21 protein-coding genes are annotated in these 14,384 nt (G+C 45.2%); 16 read left to right on the top strand and 5 right to left on the bottom strand.

What is annotated here, in order from left to right:
• Positions 1–124 precede the first annotated feature (124 nt).
• From soxZ to hemJ, 5 genes are all read right to left on the bottom strand, one after another.
• Positions 125–436, bottom strand: a complete 312-nt coding sequence (soxZ, locus tag ACHZC4_RS07585) for a thiosulfate oxidation carrier complex protein SoxZ (protein ID WP_394753229.1) — start codon at positions 434–436, stop codon at positions 125–127.
• Positions 437–443: 7 nt separating this feature from the next.
• Positions 444–911 (bottom strand): thiosulfate oxidation carrier protein SoxY, encoded by a 468-nt coding sequence (locus tag ACHZC4_RS07590; protein ID WP_394753230.1) that lies wholly within the window; start codon positions 909–911, stop codon positions 444–446.
• A gap of 136 nt (positions 912–1,047) precedes the next feature.
• Positions 1,048–1,668 carry a thiamine phosphate synthase gene (gene thiE / locus ACHZC4_RS07595; protein ID WP_394753231.1) on the bottom strand — a complete coding sequence of 207 codons (621 nt, stop codon included), beginning with the start codon at positions 1,666–1,668 and terminating at the stop codon, positions 1,048–1,050.
• A complete protein-coding gene (locus ACHZC4_RS07600) occupies positions 1,665–2,462 on the bottom strand; it encodes a hydroxymethylpyrimidine/phosphomethylpyrimidine kinase (RefSeq protein WP_394753232.1) in 798 nt (265 codons plus the stop codon). Before ACHZC4_RS07600 ends, thiE begins: the two co-directional genes overlap by 4 nt.
• Positions 2,463–2,489: 27 nt before the next feature.
• Positions 2,490–2,915 (bottom strand): protoporphyrinogen oxidase HemJ, encoded by a 426-nt coding sequence (hemJ, locus tag ACHZC4_RS07605; protein WP_394753233.1) that lies wholly within the window; start codon positions 2,913–2,915, stop codon positions 2,490–2,492.
• Positions 2,916–3,059: 144 nt separating this feature from the next.
• On the opposite strand from hemJ, the gene serA reads away from it, so the two are divergent.
• The 16 genes from serA to ACHZC4_RS07685 form a co-directional block, all read left to right on the top strand.
• Entirely contained in the window at positions 3,060–4,643 is a 1,584-nt protein-coding gene (gene serA / locus ACHZC4_RS07610) for a phosphoglycerate dehydrogenase (RefSeq protein WP_394753234.1), read from the top strand.
• Positions 4,640–5,281, top strand: coding sequence for an HAD-IB family phosphatase (locus ACHZC4_RS07615; protein WP_394753235.1), 642 nt, complete (start codon positions 4,640–4,642; stop codon positions 5,279–5,281). The genes serA and ACHZC4_RS07615 overlap by 4 nt, the downstream gene beginning before the upstream one ends.
• Before the next feature lie 109 nt (positions 5,282–5,390).
• The gene (locus ACHZC4_RS07620; RefSeq protein WP_394753236.1) at positions 5,391–5,552 is read left to right on the top strand and encodes a hypothetical protein; all 162 of its coding nucleotides are present in this window, start codon (positions 5,391–5,393) and stop codon (positions 5,550–5,552) included.
• A gap of 174 nt (positions 5,553–5,726) precedes the next feature.
• Positions 5,727–6,476 carry a YebC/PmpR family DNA-binding transcriptional regulator gene (locus tag ACHZC4_RS07625; RefSeq protein ID WP_394753237.1) on the top strand — a complete coding sequence of 250 codons (750 nt, stop codon included), beginning with the start codon at positions 5,727–5,729 and terminating at the stop codon, positions 6,474–6,476.
• A gap of 30 nt (positions 6,477–6,506) precedes the next feature.
• Entirely contained in the window at positions 6,507–6,716 is a 210-nt protein-coding gene (locus ACHZC4_RS07630; RefSeq protein WP_394753238.1) for a type II toxin-antitoxin system HicB family antitoxin, read from the top strand.
• Positions 6,717–6,718: 2 nt separating this feature from the next.
• Entirely contained in the window at positions 6,719–6,868 is a 150-nt protein-coding gene (locus ACHZC4_RS07635) for a type II toxin-antitoxin system HicA family toxin (protein WP_394753239.1), read from the top strand.
• A 302-nt stretch (positions 6,869–7,170) separates the two neighbouring features.
• The gene (locus tag ACHZC4_RS07640; RefSeq protein WP_394753240.1) at positions 7,171–7,866 is read left to right on the top strand and encodes a phospholipase D family protein; all 696 of its coding nucleotides are present in this window, start codon (positions 7,171–7,173) and stop codon (positions 7,864–7,866) included.
• 14 nt (positions 7,867–7,880) lie between these two features.
• Complete coding sequence (locus tag ACHZC4_RS07645) at positions 7,881–8,462, top strand: Uma2 family endonuclease (RefSeq protein ID WP_394753241.1); 582 nt, start codon at positions 7,881–7,883, stop codon at positions 8,460–8,462.
• Between the two features lie 17 nt (positions 8,463–8,479).
• A complete protein-coding gene (locus ACHZC4_RS07650) occupies positions 8,480–9,172 on the top strand; it encodes a hypothetical protein (protein WP_394753242.1) in 693 nt (230 codons plus the stop codon).
• A gap of 40 nt (positions 9,173–9,212) precedes the next feature.
• A complete protein-coding gene (gene ruvC / locus ACHZC4_RS07655; RefSeq protein WP_394753243.1) occupies positions 9,213–9,710 on the top strand; it encodes a crossover junction endodeoxyribonuclease RuvC in 498 nt (165 codons plus the stop codon).
• A complete protein-coding gene (ruvA, locus tag ACHZC4_RS07660; protein WP_394753244.1) occupies positions 9,707–10,294 on the top strand; it encodes a Holliday junction branch migration protein RuvA in 588 nt (195 codons plus the stop codon). Before ruvC ends, ruvA begins: the two co-directional genes overlap by 4 nt.
• Positions 10,291–11,328: a Holliday junction branch migration DNA helicase RuvB gene (ruvB, locus tag ACHZC4_RS07665; RefSeq protein WP_394753245.1), complete on the top strand. Its 1,038-nt coding sequence runs from the start codon at positions 10,291–10,293 to the stop codon at positions 11,326–11,328. The genes ruvA and ruvB overlap by 4 nt, the downstream gene beginning before the upstream one ends.
• A gap of 164 nt (positions 11,329–11,492) precedes the next feature.
• Positions 11,493–11,891: a tol-pal system-associated acyl-CoA thioesterase gene (gene ybgC / locus ACHZC4_RS07670; protein WP_394753246.1), complete on the top strand. Its 399-nt coding sequence runs from the start codon at positions 11,493–11,495 to the stop codon at positions 11,889–11,891.
• Positions 11,888–12,565: a protein TolQ gene (gene tolQ / locus ACHZC4_RS07675; RefSeq protein ID WP_394753247.1), complete on the top strand. Its 678-nt coding sequence runs from the start codon at positions 11,888–11,890 to the stop codon at positions 12,563–12,565. The genes ybgC and tolQ overlap by 4 nt, the downstream gene beginning before the upstream one ends.
• The gene (gene tolR, locus ACHZC4_RS07680; protein WP_394753248.1) at positions 12,562–12,990 is read left to right on the top strand and encodes a protein TolR; all 429 of its coding nucleotides are present in this window, start codon (positions 12,562–12,564) and stop codon (positions 12,988–12,990) included. Before tolQ ends, tolR begins: the two co-directional genes overlap by 4 nt.
• Before the next feature lie 5 nt (positions 12,991–12,995).
• Positions 12,996–14,384 (top strand): protein TolA (locus tag ACHZC4_RS07685; RefSeq protein WP_394753249.1); only part of this gene is annotated, 1,389 nt, incomplete at its 3' end.

Here is a 14,384-nt window from a genome sequence, read left to right on the forward strand (position 1 = left end):
GTGCTCTCTCAAAGTTATGCTGCCGGCACGTTTACTGGCAGCATTTTACTACTAAAACGCTATTGAAAATGAAGCCTGCTTATTTTATTACTTATCAATAAAGATGTGCGATCAAATTCAAAGATCAAATGATGACATGCTTTTCAGCGTCGCTATTGCCCAAGTTATCTTTCCAATAAAGTGTTATGGTATCGCCAGCAGTGCCGCCATTTAACATAAAAACAAAGAAGGGATCTTTAGCAATACTCATACCCATATAGCTGGTTACGATAATTTTATCGTTATGGGCAAGGGTGAGGGTGTGGATAAAATGGGGTGGAATCACTGCGTTGGTCTTCTTGTCATGATTGAGACCATGTTCCATAGGGTGCGTAATCAAGGTTCTGATTTGGGTTTTGCCATCAAGGCGTTTACTGCGGATTTTTATACTCGACATGCTACCCTCAACATACGCCCTCGCTGACACTCACAGTGTGCTTGATGCCATAAAAAACTTTTTCAGTTTCCAGCAAGACAAATACAAACGACGAATGCATCAACTTAAGCCGTGTAGACACAAAAGGCTCTAGGGCCGAAGATAATTCAAAGGTGGCCACTAAAGGCACAGGGTTTTGTTCAACTAATATGGAAATGCTTTGAATATCTTTCAAGGTCGTCTGTATGGTAATGGATACAGGTGTTTTGTTGTCGGCCGTTTGGGGGATTTTGACGTGGATTTTGTCTGAATCTACCACAGGTTTGCCTTTGAGTACGCTTTTTAACACCTCATCCATAGGCGATGGCTCAAAATTGCTGGCATCCCATTGGGCTTGCGTGGTTTGAGAGTTCAGAAAACCTGCGGCCGATAACATGGAATAGCCGGTAAGCGCGGTGGTTTTCTTGATAAATTCTCTACGATTGCTTGTTATCATGTGGCTTCAGGCTTTTTGTTAAAATAGTAGGCAATACTTAAAAAAACAACGAAATCAGCTACAAAACTCAACGATAGTTAAAATTTTATAGGCTATCATTAACCCCACGTAATTGGGTTAACGTCTGGCTTCAGAGTCATTTATTTTCAAATAAAGCGCGATACTGGTTTGCACGTTGTTCGGGGTAAAGATTAAAAAGCCCACCGATAACCGCCAATAAATCAGCACCCGCGTTAAGCAATTGCAAGCCATTTTCTGGAAGAATGCCACCGATGGCCACTATAGGTATATTAAGTAAATGTTTGGCTTGTTGCAAGGTTTCAAGGTGGGCAGGTGCGGCTAAAGGTTTTGATTCTGACGGAAAAAATCGCCCAAACGCCACATAAGTTGCTCCGTGCCTTTGCATTTTAATAGCATGTTCTACCGAGTTATAGCAAGATACGCCAATGATTGCATTAGAACCTAAACGATTTTTGGCTAGCAAAATATCACTGTCGTCTTTGCCAAGATGCACACCATCAGCGCCAATTGTAAGCGCCAATTCAATATCATCATTAACAATTAAAGGGACGTTGTTTTGATGGCAAATCTTGAGTAATTCAGCGCCCAGATTGTCGTTGTCTTGTGAATTTTTATTACGGTATTGCACCACAACCGCGCCGCCTTTAATGGCAGCGCTGACTTCATTAATCACCATTTCAGCCGATTTATTATCAGTTTGGGTGATGGCATACAGCCCGCGCAATGGGAACTTCATGTGGTTTCTTCCAGCCAGAAAAACCGGTTGGGAATATGTTGGCCATTGCCCGGTTGAAAGCCATCACTTAAAGCATTCCAGGTATATTCCTGGGCTTCTTTAATAGCGGGTAATGCCGCCAAACCTTGCGCAATAAGAGAAGCAATACTGGAGGCCAGCGTACAGCCGGAGCCATGATAACTGGCTGGTAATCTGTCCCAGTGGTAAGTTTCCCACAAGCGTCCGTCATGGAAAAGCAGATTGCTGACCACTGCTGTGTCTTCATGGGTACCGGTAATGAGTACGAACTGGCAACCCAGTTCCAGTAATTTTAATCCGCATTCGGTCAGGTCAGTCAAGCCGGTCAGTTTCCGGGCTTCTTCGCTGTTGGGCGTTAATACAGTCGTTTTTGGTAACAGCACGTCAACAATCGCTTTGACAAGATCAGCGCTGGCTAAATTAGTGCCCCCTCCGGCGGCGAGAACCGGATCCAGAACGACTGGAATGTTAGGATGCTGGTCCAGAATAGAGGCTATGGCGGCGGCGGTATCATGATGGCCGATTAAACCAATCTTAAATACATCAACGGGCAAGTCGCTTAACAACGTTTCGGCTTGGCTTGTAATGTCGTTGGGGTTTTGCGGCAGCAGTTTTTTGACGTTTTGGGTATTTTGTTCCGTTAAGGCAGTAATCACACCTACCGAATGGCAATGATGGCTGATAACGGTTTCAATATCGGCCTGAATACCCGCGCCACCGCTAGGATCGTGGCCGGAAAAGGATAATACAATAGGACGAGCGCGATTTTGGGGCATGGGGATTCCGTGTCAAAGATGTATTAATTAGAAAGGCTTAACCACCGCCAATAGGATGATGGCCACCAGAAATAAAACCGGTACTTCGTTCATCCACCGAAAGTAAACGTGGCTATGTCGGTTGCGATCATGCTTAAAATCACTGAGCCATAACCCACAAAAAATATGGTAAATCACCAAAAAACCCAGCAAGGCAAGTTTGAGATGCAACCAACCGCTATGGCCATAAATTGCCCAATCGTAGCTGATTAACATCCAGATACCAAACACAAAGGTTAGTATCATGCCCGGCGTCATAATGCCAAAAAACAGCTTGCGCTCCATAATCTTAAAACGCTCATGACTGATTTCATCATCGCTCATGGCATGGTAAACGAACAGGCGCGGCAGGTAAAAAAGCCCCGCAAACCAAGTAACCATAAATATTAAGTGCAGGGCTTTTAACCAAAGCATCGACGATTCCTCTGAGGTGTTTTTCCAATGCTGTCAATAACCGCTGCTGTAGTCGCTTGAAGACACGCATATTGTTAATGTTCTGATTATATCAAAGCTGGTAAACTATGGGTTTTTTAGCGTACAGTCTCGGTAAACATTCCTGTGAAAAAGATTCTTATTTCCGACAAACTAGCAGAAGCTGGTATCAATTATTTAAACGAACAAACGGGTATTCAAATCCACATCCAAACGGGTCTGGACGAGGACGGTTTGTGTGCCATTATTGGCGATTACGATGCACTATTAATACGCAGCGATACCCAAGTAACTCCCAAAGTGCTGCATGCCGCCACACGCTTGAAGTTGATAGGCCGCGCCGGTATTGGTGTTGATAACGTTGATATCCCGTTGGCCACCGAACTGGGCATTATCATCATGAATACTCCTGATGCCAACGCTACCACGACTGCCGAACTGGCCATTGCGCACTTAATGTCCTTAAGCCGGCATTTGCCTAAGGCCGACCGTTCGATACGTGCGGGTAAATGGGAACGTTCTAAATTGATGGGATCGGAAGTATCTCATAAAACTTTAGCAATTTTAGGTTTTGGTACCATTGGCCGTATTGCGTCTCAACGTGGTTTGGGGCTAAGAATGCAGGTAATTGCCCATGATCCTTTCGTGGCACCGGAAATTTTTGCCGATTATGGCGTGGAATCGGTGAGTCTGGATGAGTTGGTCAGCCGTGCTGATTACCTGACTTTACATTGCCCGTTAATCGAAAAAACCCGTAACGTCATTGCTGCGCCACAATTGGCGATGATGAAAAAGACCGCTATGATTATCAACTGTGCCCGAGGTGGCTTAATTGATGAGACCGCATTGCATGATGCCTTAAAAGAAGGCCGTCTTGCCGGTGCAGCATTGGACGTTTATGAAAATGAACCGCCGGTAGGATCACCGTTGCTGGAATTGGACAATATCGTATTTACCCCGCATTTAGGTGCGTCAACCTCTGAAGCCCAAGTTGCGGTGAGTGTGGAAATTGCTAGGCAAGCAGTGACTTTCTTTAAAACCGGCGAAGCGGTCAATGCCTTAAACTTGCCGCGCGTATCTGCTGAAGAGCTGAAAAAATCCTACGAATTTATGAACCTGGCGACTATGTTAGGTAAGATTTTGGCAGGTTTAGCTACGCAACCCATTACTAAACTTGAAGTGGCCACCTTCGGTAGAGCGGCAGAAGTGGCGGTGCGGCCGATTTCAGTGTCTGCGTTGGTGGGTGTGTTAAGCGGACAGGTGGCTACACCGGTGAATCGTGTTAATGCAGAAAACTTTGCCAAGCGTCAAGGTATTGCCTTGGTTGAGTCGATTTCTGAAAAATCCGAAGATTACGTATCGTTAATTAAAGTCACTGGCCATTGTGCCGATCAAAGCATTACTTTATCAGGCGCATTATTGGGTGGCCGTCAGCCTCGTTTGGTGTGTATTAATCATTTTGATATTGAAGTCGTTCCTGAAGGCACGCTGATAGTGACGCATCATGATGATAAACCCGGCGTTATTTCCGCCATCAGCGCAGTATTAGGCAATGCCGGTATCAATATTACCCGTATGCAAGTCAGTACTGTGGATGACAAGGTTCAGGCTATGGCAGTGATTAGTGTGTCTGCACCCATTACCGATGCGTTGTTAGAGCAAATTCGTCAGGTTCCAGTTGTTAAGCAAGCTACCCAGATTACCTTATGAGTTTTGATGTCATCTGCTTTGATTGCGATAGCACGTTAAGCAAAATAGAAGGCATTGATGAACTGGCTAGGCGGGTCGGCTTGGCGGAAGAAATGTCCAGGCTGACCGATTTGGCGATGAACGGTATTGTACCGCTGCAAGATGTGTATGGTCGGCGCTTGGAGGCCATCAAACCTGATAGCGCCAGTATTGATTGGGTAGCTGATTTGTATATCAGCGAGATTGTTGACGGTGTTAAAGAGCTGTTTGGCATCTTGTTGGCGCAAGGTAAAGCGGTGCATATCATTAGTGGCGGCTTGCGGCAGGCGATTATGCCGCTGGCGGCTTTTTTAGGTTTGCCGGAAAACCATGTTCATGCCGTTGACGTTTATTTTAATGATGATGGTAGTTACCGTGGTTTTGATGAGGCTTCACCGTTAGCGAGAGCGGGCGGTAAGGCTGAAGTGGTTGCTGCTTTGAAAGGTACAGGTTCTATCGTGATGGTTGGCGATGGCAAGACCGATATGGAAGCCAAGCAGGCTGGGGCTTATGTGGTTGGTTTTGGTGGTGTGGCTGATAGACAGATCGTGCGTGAGCAGGCGGATATTTATACGGTGGAGTCCAGTTTGATGGCGGTTTTGCCGTATATTCATGATTAGATGCTTTAGGTATGCCTAAAACATCATGAAAGGGTCATTGAAGCCGCTATTGAGGAATCGAAGCTATGAATGAAAAAAAACCGCTATGTATATAGTGTGGAATGGTCAGATGAAGACCATTGGTTTTGTTGGCAGTGATGAAAAGCAGGTTTTTGTTGAGCTGTGTGAGCTGGTTGATGAAACAATTGCGCTCTATCTACAAAACAGCAAGCCATTGCCGCCAGCAACATCAGGTAAAGATTACGCCAACAAAATGCTGAGTGTTGCTTAAAGAGGGCTATTCACTTAAGGCGGGACACTCAATAAGGCACACCGTTCGAGCTTGCGAAGGGTGTACGGTGTGCCGCACATGGTTCGACAAGCTCACCACGAACGGCACACCTTCACCTGTCCCGCCTTAAGTTGGGAGCCTATTTTAATATTGATTATTGTTTAGAGAAGGACAATGGCAGGACACAGTAAGTGGGCTAATATCAAGCACCGTAAAGCGGGGCAAGATGCTAAACGCGGCAAGGTTTTTACCAAAATGTTGCGTGAAATCACGGTAGCGGTAAAAACCAGCGGGCCAGATGCGGCGAGTAATCCAACGTTACGCACGGCGATTGATAAGGCTTTAGGTGCAAATATGCGCCGAGATACCATCGATACCGCTATCAAAAAAGCATCGGGTGCGTTGGAAGGCGTTAATTACGAGACTATTCGTTATGAGGGTTATGGCCCTGGTGGCGTGGCGGTGATTGTCGATTGTTTGACGGATAACCGTAATCGCACGGTTGGCGAAGTGCGTCATGCGTTTACCAAGGCAGGCGGTAATTTGGGTACGGATGGCTCTGTAGCTTATATGTTTACTAAGATTGGCATATTGAGTTATGCGCCAGGTGTGGATGAAGATGTGCTGATGGAAGCGGCTTTGGAGAGCGGTGCCGATGATGTTATGACTAACGAGGATGGTTCGATTGATGTGATGACGACACCAGAAAGCTACTTGGCGGTAAAAGAGGCGTTGGTTACCGCTGGTTTTGAGCCGGATAATGCGGAAGTCACTATGCAAGCTGCTACGATGGCAGAGTTGGAAGCGGAAGATGCTGACAAAATGATGAAGTTGATTGATCGTCTGGAAGATTTGGATGACGTGCAGAATGTGTATTCCAATGCGGATATTAGTGATGAGATTATGGAAGGGTTGGATTCATAGTGTATTTTAATGGGGCGGGAGTAAATTCTCATGAGAAGTTATACAGCAATTGTTGAAAAATGTTATGACACTGGGCTTTATGTGGGTTTTATTCCAGGATTTCCAGGTGCACATACGCAAGCGGAAACCTTGGATGAGCTGAATAAAAACCTTCGGGAAGTCGTTGAAATGCTGCTTGAGGATGGCGAGCCAGAACTTGAAGCTGAATTTGTGGGTACCCAAAATGTTCTTGTCGCCTAAGTATGGGAGGTTTGCCTGTTCTAAAGCCTCGTGAAGTTGTTGCATTACTTGAAATCTTGGGGTTTAGTGAGGTTCGACAACGAGGTTCGCACAAGCAGTTTCGTCACCGTGATGGTCGATGTACAAACAGTAGCTTTTCATCAAGGACGTGATGTATCGCCAGTTATGCTTCGGCAAATTGCAAAAGATATTGGTTTGACGGTTGAAGTACTTCTTAATATGTGAGATTAGACAGGTAAATGTTGGGGCTTTTTTGGGGCAACATATTGTTTTTGCAAGTAACTGAAGCCTAATCTTTAAAAGATTACAAAGTGGCCATGTCGTTTAATGATGGACGAATAGGTATTGAAGATTTGTCGCGGCTCTGAAAGGTGGTGTCTTCGAAGTTGGTCTAAACTTGGGTTAAGGTATTCGATGCCTAAATACTTTTTAACCCTTAATTTGACACATCAATATGGCAAAATTTCTTAATACCAGTGCAACAAACTATTTTCTTGAAGAATTAATTAAAGATGCTAAAGATAGGCTTATTTTAATCAGCCCATTTTTAAAGCTAAATGACCGAATGAAGGAGCTTTTAGCGGATAAAAATCGATTGAAGATTGATGTACGCATTGTTTACGGTAAAAGCGAGCTTCAACCTGAAGAGATCAACTGGTTAAAAGAACTGACGTATATTCGCACCAGCTTTTGCAAAAACTTACATGCAAAGTGCTATTTAAATGAAGACCTGTGCATTATTACAAGTCTCAATTTGTATGAATTTAGTCAGGTTAATAATAACGAAATGGGTGTTCTCATTCGTCGTGCCGAAGATGCTGAGCTTTATAAAGATGCATATGAAGAAGCGCAACGCATTATTCGTATAAGTGATGAGGTTCGGATCTCTTTAGAGCGGGTTGTAGTAGAGCCAATTGAAGATAAACTGGAACCAGATGGAAAATTGGACAAACTCACGACCTCCAAACTTGCACAAAAACTTGGAATCAAAACCAGCCAGTTAATGGAAAAACTTATTAGTTCCGGGGTTCTCGAATTTAAGGAAGAAAAGCATTATTTAACGCCCAAGGGTAAAGAGATTGGCGGCGAGTTACGTATGGGTTCAAAGTATGGGCCTTACTTTTTATGGCCCGAAGGTTTTCGACCTTAAATTAAGATTAAAAAATGATATCAAATCCTGTTAACCCTATAAGCGAACAAGACTATCTACAAGGCGAACTGCTCGCAGCAACCAAGCATGAGCTTATTAATGGTCAAGTCTGTGCAATGGCGGGAGCCAGTGAAAACCATAACTTGCTGTCAGCCAATATGTTGACTGAATTAAAGAATCAATTGAAAGGCACGCCTTGCAGAACTTTTATAGCGGATATGAAAGTTAAAGTAGGTCATGACTTTTATTATCCAGACGTTATGGTGGTTTGCCAGCAAGATAACGTGCATAACTACTACAAAAACGCACCGGTTATTATTGTTGAAGTATTATCGAAATCCACTCGCCGATTTGACAAAACCAACAAACGCCTGCAATACCAACAAATCCCTAGCTTGGAAGAATACGTTCTGATTGAACAGGATAGCGCGGAAATAGAAGTTTTCAGCAGGCAAAACCATTGGCAATCGGCCTATTACTATCTAGGTGATGAAATTACCTTTACTTCACTGGGTGTAACGGTACGGGTTGAAGATATTTATTATCAAGTTAATAATGAGGATGTGTTGGAGTTTTTGCGGGGCAGAAGCGCCTAACCGAGCAAATTAAAAATATGAAATATAACAAGAAACCTAAAAAAAACGCCCAACGTCCCATTAAAATGAAGAGCGGTGAAGAGCTTCATTTTAGTGAATATGAAATCTCTTTTGACCCTGTGGATACCAAGGCTGAAAAAGTGCCAATACAGGTTAAAAATCAAATACAGGGCATTTATGGCTTGATCACCAGTGATCCTAAACTGGCGATAGAAAAACTGTTGGTATTGAAAGAGCAATATCCGCAGGTGCCTATGCTGTACAACCACTTATCTGCGGCCTATATGCAGTTGGGTAATCGAAAGATTTCTCAGGAAATAATTAACGAAAACTACCGCACCAATCCTGATTATTTGTTTGCAAAATTGGGTTATGCCCAGTTGTGCCTTGGTAACGGAGAATACGAAAAAATCCCTGTTATTTTTAATAACAAATTTGATCTTAAAATGCTTTACCCTGATAGAAATAAATTTCATGTTACTGAATTTACAGGCTTTACAGCTGTAATGTGTGCGTATTATAGCTGTATGGGTAAAAAGAAGACGGCAGAGCTTTTATATAAGACGTTAATCCAAGTAGATCCTGAAGCAAGAATGATTAGTTTTGCTGAGCAATATTTGCATCCATCTCTAGGCAGAAAAGTTATGAATTGGTTGGGTCAAAGAGCCCATAAAATCGAGTCGCGTGCAGAGCAGAGAAAAAATAAGTAATGTGGATAAACTGGCCAGTGGCCAATAAAAATAGGAAACCATGCGCATACTAGGGATAGACCCCGGTTCAAGATTAACCGGTTACGGCGTGATAGAACAGACAGGGAACCGCTATAAATACATTGCCAGTGGTTGTATTCGTATCGAGGCTGAATATTTTCCCGACCGGCTCAAACAGATTTTTGATGGCGTGGCGCAACTTGTCCAAACCTATCACCCCGAACAAATGGCCATAGAACAGGTTTTTATGCACAAAAATGCCGATTCTGCCCTAAAATTAGGCCAAGCGCGTGGGGCGGCCATCTGCGCGGTACAATTCACCAACGTGCCGGTATTTGAATACGCCGCGCGGCAAATCAAACAGGCGCTGGTCGGCAAGGGTAGTGCCGACAAGCTACAGGTACAGCACATGGTAAAAATTCTGTTAAATATTCAAGGCGAATTACAAATCGATGCAAGCGATGCGTTGGGTATCTCCCTATGCCACGCGCATTACCAGCAAACAGCCGTGCGTTTGCAGCAAGGTGTTAAGACATGATCGGTTTTTTGCGTGGTAAACTGGTACACAAAGCGCCGCCTTGGTTGCAGCTGGACGTGGGCGGTGTCGGCTATGAAATTGAAGCGCCGATGACCACGTTTTACAATCTCCCTGTTATTGGCGAAGAGATTAAACTGCACACCCATCTGGTGGTCAGGGAAGACGCGCACATCCTGTTCGGTTTTCATAGCGAAGCCGATAGAACCATGTTCAGGACGCTGATTAAGGTGAATGGCGTAGGGCCAAAGCTGGCGCTGACCATATTATCCGGCCAAACCGCCGACGAATTCTATCGCTGCATTAATAACGGTGACATCCAGGCCTTGGTAAAATTGCCCGGCGTAGGCAAAAAAACCGCCGAACGTTTAATGGTTGAATTGCGCGATAAAATGCCCGATTCCATTCCCACCAGCAGCCAAAGTGCTGTGCCCATGCAAGCTAATCCTGGCCAGGAATCCATCAGCGCCTTGTGCTCATTAGGTTATAAGCCCGCCGATGCCGCCAAAATGGTGCAAGCCGTGGGTACAGAAGGCAAAAGCTGTGAAGATATTATCCGGCAGGCTTTACAGGGTATTAAGCGATGATTGAAGTAGATAGAATGATAACCGCAAACAATCGCACCGATGACGAACGCCAAGATAGAGCCATCCGTCCTAAGCGTTTGGCTGAATATGTGGGACAGCAGGAATTACGTAGCCAGATGGAAATTTTTATTCAGGCGGCGGTAGCCCGGCAAGAGGCTTTGGATCATGTGCTTATTTTTGGCCCGCCGGGTTTGGGTAAAACGACTTTAGCCCATATTATTGCTGTCGAAATGGGGGTGAATTTTCGGCAAACCTCAGGGCCGGTGCTGGAAAAAGCCGGTGATCTGGCCGCATTGCTCACCAATCTGGATGCCCACGATATTTTGTTTATCGATGAAATTCATCGTTTAAGTCCAGTGGTTGAAGAAATTCTGTATCCCGCGATGGAAGATTATCAATTGGATTTAATGATTGGTGAAGGCCCGGCGGCCCGTTCTATAAAGCTGGATTTACCGCCGTTTACCTTAGTAGGGGCAACTACTCGCGCAGGATTATTAACCTCACCGTTACGTGATCGCTTTGGTATTGTGCAGCGATTGGAGTTTTACACGGTAGAAGAATTAGGTCAGATTGTCACTCGTTCGGCTGGCGTTTTGGGAATTACGATAGAATCTCACGGTGCGTTTGAAATTGCCCGTCGCTCGCGTGGTACACCGCGTATCGCTAACCGTTTGTTGAGGCGAGTGCGTGATTTTGCCGAAGTAAAAGGCAATGGCGTGATAACGAGTTCTATAGCCGAGCAGGCTTTGGATATGTTGCGCGTTGATAGCAACGGCTTTGATGCGCTGGATAGAAAACTACTGATGGCGATGATAGATAATTTTTCCGGTGGTCCAGTTGGGCTGGATACCTTGGCAGCGGCAATCAGTGAAGAGCGAGGCACGATTGAAGATGTGCTGGAGCCGTATCTGTTGCAACAAGGTTTTATTATGCGTACGCCGCGTGGTCGTGTGGTCACTAGCCATGCGTATTTGCATTTTGGTTTACAGCCACCTAAGACTTTAGCCGTGTCTATCGATTTATTTGATCTATAATTGTAAAAAATACCGCAGATCATGCGTAAGTTTCAGTGAACGTAGAGACTGAACGTAGAGACTCAAGATTTTGTGTCTCTACGTATGACATATATGGGCTTGATTATCCCTGTCTTTTCAATAATATGATGCTGGTGTATTCGGCCAAAGGTAATTAAAATTTGATGAGTAGTTTTGTTTGGCCAATCCGCGTCTATTACGAAGACACTGATGCGGGCGGCATTGTTTATTATGCTAATTATCTTAAGTTTTTTGAGCGAGCTAGAACCGAGATGTTAAGGAGCTTAGGCTTTGAACAAGATGAGCTTATTGCCAGCGCTGGTATTATTTTTGCGGTAAGATCAGTGCAGATCGATTATTTAAGCCCTGCGCGGTTTAACGAACTGCTATCGGTTCAGTCTACAGTAAGCGAGATTAAAAAAGTCAGTTTGACTTTTGGTCAATTAATTACGCGGGGTGATATTGAGCTCTGCACCGCAACCATACGTATTGCCTGCCTGGATCCGCAAACTTTGCGTCCTAAAGCAATTCCTGAAAATTTATTAACACACTTTAAAAAATGAATACTGATTTATCCTTTCTCCACTTGATTAAAGAAGCCAGCCTTGTCGTGCAATTTGTGATGTTACTACTTATGGTAGTTTCAATATCCTCCTGGACATTCATCTTTTTAAAGCGCAAAGAGCTGAGCCGCGCCATAGAAATTACCGACGAATTTGAAACCCAGTTCTGGTCAGGTGATTCGTTAATTGAATTATATAAAAAGCTATCTGCCAAAGACTTTGCGCCGGAAGGCATAGAAAAGATATTTTTGGCCGGTTACAAAGAATTCTCCCGTATGCGCCAGGCCGGTAATGTGGAGCCGGTTGTGCAAGTGGAAAGTGCCCAGCGCACCATGCGCATTGAATTATCCCGCGAACTGGATCGTCTGGATGAACATCTGGCATTTTTAGCCACCGTGGGTTCAACCAGTCCGTATGTGGGGTTGTTTGGTACGGTGTGGGGGATTATGAATTCGTTTATGTCTTTGGGAAATGTTAAGCAGGCAACCCTAGCACTGGTCGCGCCCGGTATTGCTGAAGCCTTGATTGCTACTGCAATTGGCTTGTTTGCTGCCATCCCTGCTGTTGTCGCCTACAACCGTTTTTCTACCCGCTTGGATAGATTGACCGGTCGTTATGAGTTGTTCGTGGAAGAATTTGTCGTTTTGTTGCAAAGACAGGCGCATAGCAAATGAGCAGACGAGCTAAGCGCAGAAAACCGATGGCTGAAATCAATGTAGTGCCTTACATTGACGTAACCCTGGTGTTATTGATTATTTTTATGATTACCACGCCGATGCTGCAAACCGGTGTTGAAGTGGAATTGCCACGGGCGCAGGCCGCTTCAGTAAATGCTGGTGAAGGCGAGCCGCCGTTGGTGGTGTCGATTAAAAAGAACGGTGAGTTTTATATCAGTGTGGGTGGCAATACCGATGAGTTGATTGCACAAGAGGAAATTGACACGCGTGTGGCCAGTGTATTGGTGGAAAAGCCCATGGTGCAAGTGTTAATTAATGCCGATAAGAGCATAGACTACGGCACGGTGGTAACGGTGATGGCATCGTTGAAAAATGCGGGCGTGGCCAATGTTGGATTAATGACCAAATCTGACGACCAATAACACAGATGGATAGTCGAAAGAGAATTTTACGGCCTTTTATTCTGGCCTTTGCGCTGCATATTTTCGTGCTGGGGATATTTGCATTAAGCACGCTGTTTAAAACCCAAGTTGTTAAGGAAAAACCTGTTCCTGAGATTATTCACGCGACCTTTGTTGATCTTACCAAACTGCCAAAAGAGATTAAACCGGAGCCGATTGAAAAAGCTAAGCCTATCGAGGCACAATCGCAAGCCGAGTTTAATAAAAAACAGGCGCTTAAAGAGTTCATAGAGCCTCAAAATACGCCGGAGCAAGCGCAGGCAGCGGCGCGTGCGTTGGTTGAGAAATCTGAAAAAGCCCGAACGGAAGCCAAACAACACGAGAAGCAAGCTGAGGCTAAGCAAGAAGCGGCAGAGCGTGCCAAGGCTGAGGCTAGAAAAGCCCAAGTTGCCGAAGCAGCCAAAGAAGAAGCTAAGCAGGAAGCGGCAGAGCGTGCTAAAGCGGAAGTCAGAAAAGCGGAGGCGGCGGAAAAAGCTAAAACAGATTCCAAACAACAAGCTGCTGAACGTGCCAAAGAAATGGCCAAACAGGATGCGGCAGAGAAAGCCAAAGCGGAGGCTAAAAAAGCGGAAGCTGCCGAAACAGCCAAAGAAGAGGCTAAACAGGAATCTGCGGAGCGTGCTAAAGCCGAGGCCAGAAAAGCAGCTGCGGCTGAAAAAGTGAAAGAAGAAGCCAAGCAAGAAGCGGCAGATCGTGCGAAAGCGGAAGCCAGAAAAGCAGAGGCGGCTGAAAAGGCCAAGACAGAATCGAAACAGCAAGCCGCTGAACGTACTAAAGAAATAGCTAAACAGGAAGCGGCGGATAATGCTAAAGCCGAGGCCAGAAAAGCGGATGCGGCTGAAAGAGCTAAGGAAGAAGCTAAGCAAGACGCGGCAGATCGGGCTAAAGCGGAAGCCAGAAAAGCCGAAGCTGTTGAGCGGGCTAAAGATAAGGCTAAGCAACAAGCGGCAACGCAAGCCAAATTAGAAACAGCGGCCAGGGCGAAAGCAGAAGCTAAAAAAGTTGAAGTTGCCGAACGAACTAAGCAAGAAGCGAAAGAATCGGCGGCCGCACAAGCTAAAGCAGAAGCTGTCTCCAATGCGAAAGAAGCGGCAAAACAAGCTGCCAAAGCGGAAGCCGCTGCACAAGCTAAATCTGAAGCTGCGGCTAGTGCAAAACAAGCTGCCAAAGCAGAAGCCGTTGCACAAGCTAAAGCCGAAGCTGCGGCCAATGCAAAACAAGCTGCTAAAGCAGAATCTGCTGCACAAGCTAAAGCCGAAGCTGCGGCCAATGCAAAACAAGCTGCCAAAGCGGAAGCCGCTGTACAGGCTAAAGCCGAAGTTGCGGCCAATGCAAAACAAGCTGCCAAAGCGGAA

The sequence above is a fragment of the Crenothrix sp. genome (assembly GCF_043729335.1).
GTDB lineage: Bacteria > Pseudomonadota > Gammaproteobacteria > Methylococcales > Methylomonadaceae > Crenothrix.

Bases quoted from the DNA above. Each gene is read 5' to 3' on its own strand.
- ACHZC4_RS07645 (WP_394753241.1), top strand. From the start codon at position 7,881: ATGATATCAAATCCTGTTAACCCTATAAGCGAACAAGACTATCTACAA.
- ACHZC4_RS07590 (WP_394753230.1), bottom strand. From the start codon at position 911: ATGATAACAAGCAATCGTAGAGAATTTATCAAGAAAACCACCGCGCTT.
- thiE (WP_394753231.1), bottom strand. From the start codon at position 1,668: ATGAAGTTCCCATTGCGCGGGCTGTATGCCATCACCCAAACTGATAAT.
- ACHZC4_RS07600 (WP_394753232.1), bottom strand. From the start codon at position 2,462: ATGCCCCAAAATCGCGCTCGTCCTATTGTATTATCCTTTTCCGGCCAC.
- ybgC (WP_394753246.1), top strand. From the start codon at position 11,493: ATGAGTAGTTTTGTTTGGCCAATCCGCGTCTATTACGAAGACACTGAT.
- ruvC (WP_394753243.1), top strand. From the start codon at position 9,213: ATGCGCATACTAGGGATAGACCCCGGTTCAAGATTAACCGGTTACGGC.
- ACHZC4_RS07630 (WP_394753238.1), top strand. From the start codon at position 6,507: ATGAGAAGTTATACAGCAATTGTTGAAAAATGTTATGACACTGGGCTT.
- tolQ (WP_394753247.1), top strand. From the start codon at position 11,888: ATGAATACTGATTTATCCTTTCTCCACTTGATTAAAGAAGCCAGCCTT.
- ACHZC4_RS07650 (WP_394753242.1), top strand. From the start codon at position 8,480: ATGAAATATAACAAGAAACCTAAAAAAAACGCCCAACGTCCCATTAAA.
- ACHZC4_RS07615 (WP_394753235.1), top strand. From the start codon at position 4,640: ATGAGTTTTGATGTCATCTGCTTTGATTGCGATAGCACGTTAAGCAAA.
- ruvA (WP_394753244.1), top strand. From the start codon at position 9,707: ATGATCGGTTTTTTGCGTGGTAAACTGGTACACAAAGCGCCGCCTTGG.
- soxZ (WP_394753229.1), bottom strand. From the start codon at position 436: ATGTCGAGTATAAAAATCCGCAGTAAACGCCTTGATGGCAAAACCCAA.
- ACHZC4_RS07625 (WP_394753237.1), top strand. From the start codon at position 5,727: ATGGCAGGACACAGTAAGTGGGCTAATATCAAGCACCGTAAAGCGGGG.
- hemJ (WP_394753233.1), bottom strand. From the start codon at position 2,915: ATGCTTTGGTTAAAAGCCCTGCACTTAATATTTATGGTTACTTGGTTT.
- ACHZC4_RS07620 (WP_394753236.1), top strand. From the start codon at position 5,391: ATGAAGACCATTGGTTTTGTTGGCAGTGATGAAAAGCAGGTTTTTGTT.
- tolR (WP_394753248.1), top strand. From the start codon at position 12,562: ATGAGCAGACGAGCTAAGCGCAGAAAACCGATGGCTGAAATCAATGTA.
- ACHZC4_RS07635 (WP_394753239.1), top strand. From the start codon at position 6,719: ATGGGAGGTTTGCCTGTTCTAAAGCCTCGTGAAGTTGTTGCATTACTT.
- ACHZC4_RS07640 (WP_394753240.1), top strand. From the start codon at position 7,171: ATGGCAAAATTTCTTAATACCAGTGCAACAAACTATTTTCTTGAAGAA.
- ruvB (WP_394753245.1), top strand. From the start codon at position 10,291: ATGATTGAAGTAGATAGAATGATAACCGCAAACAATCGCACCGATGAC.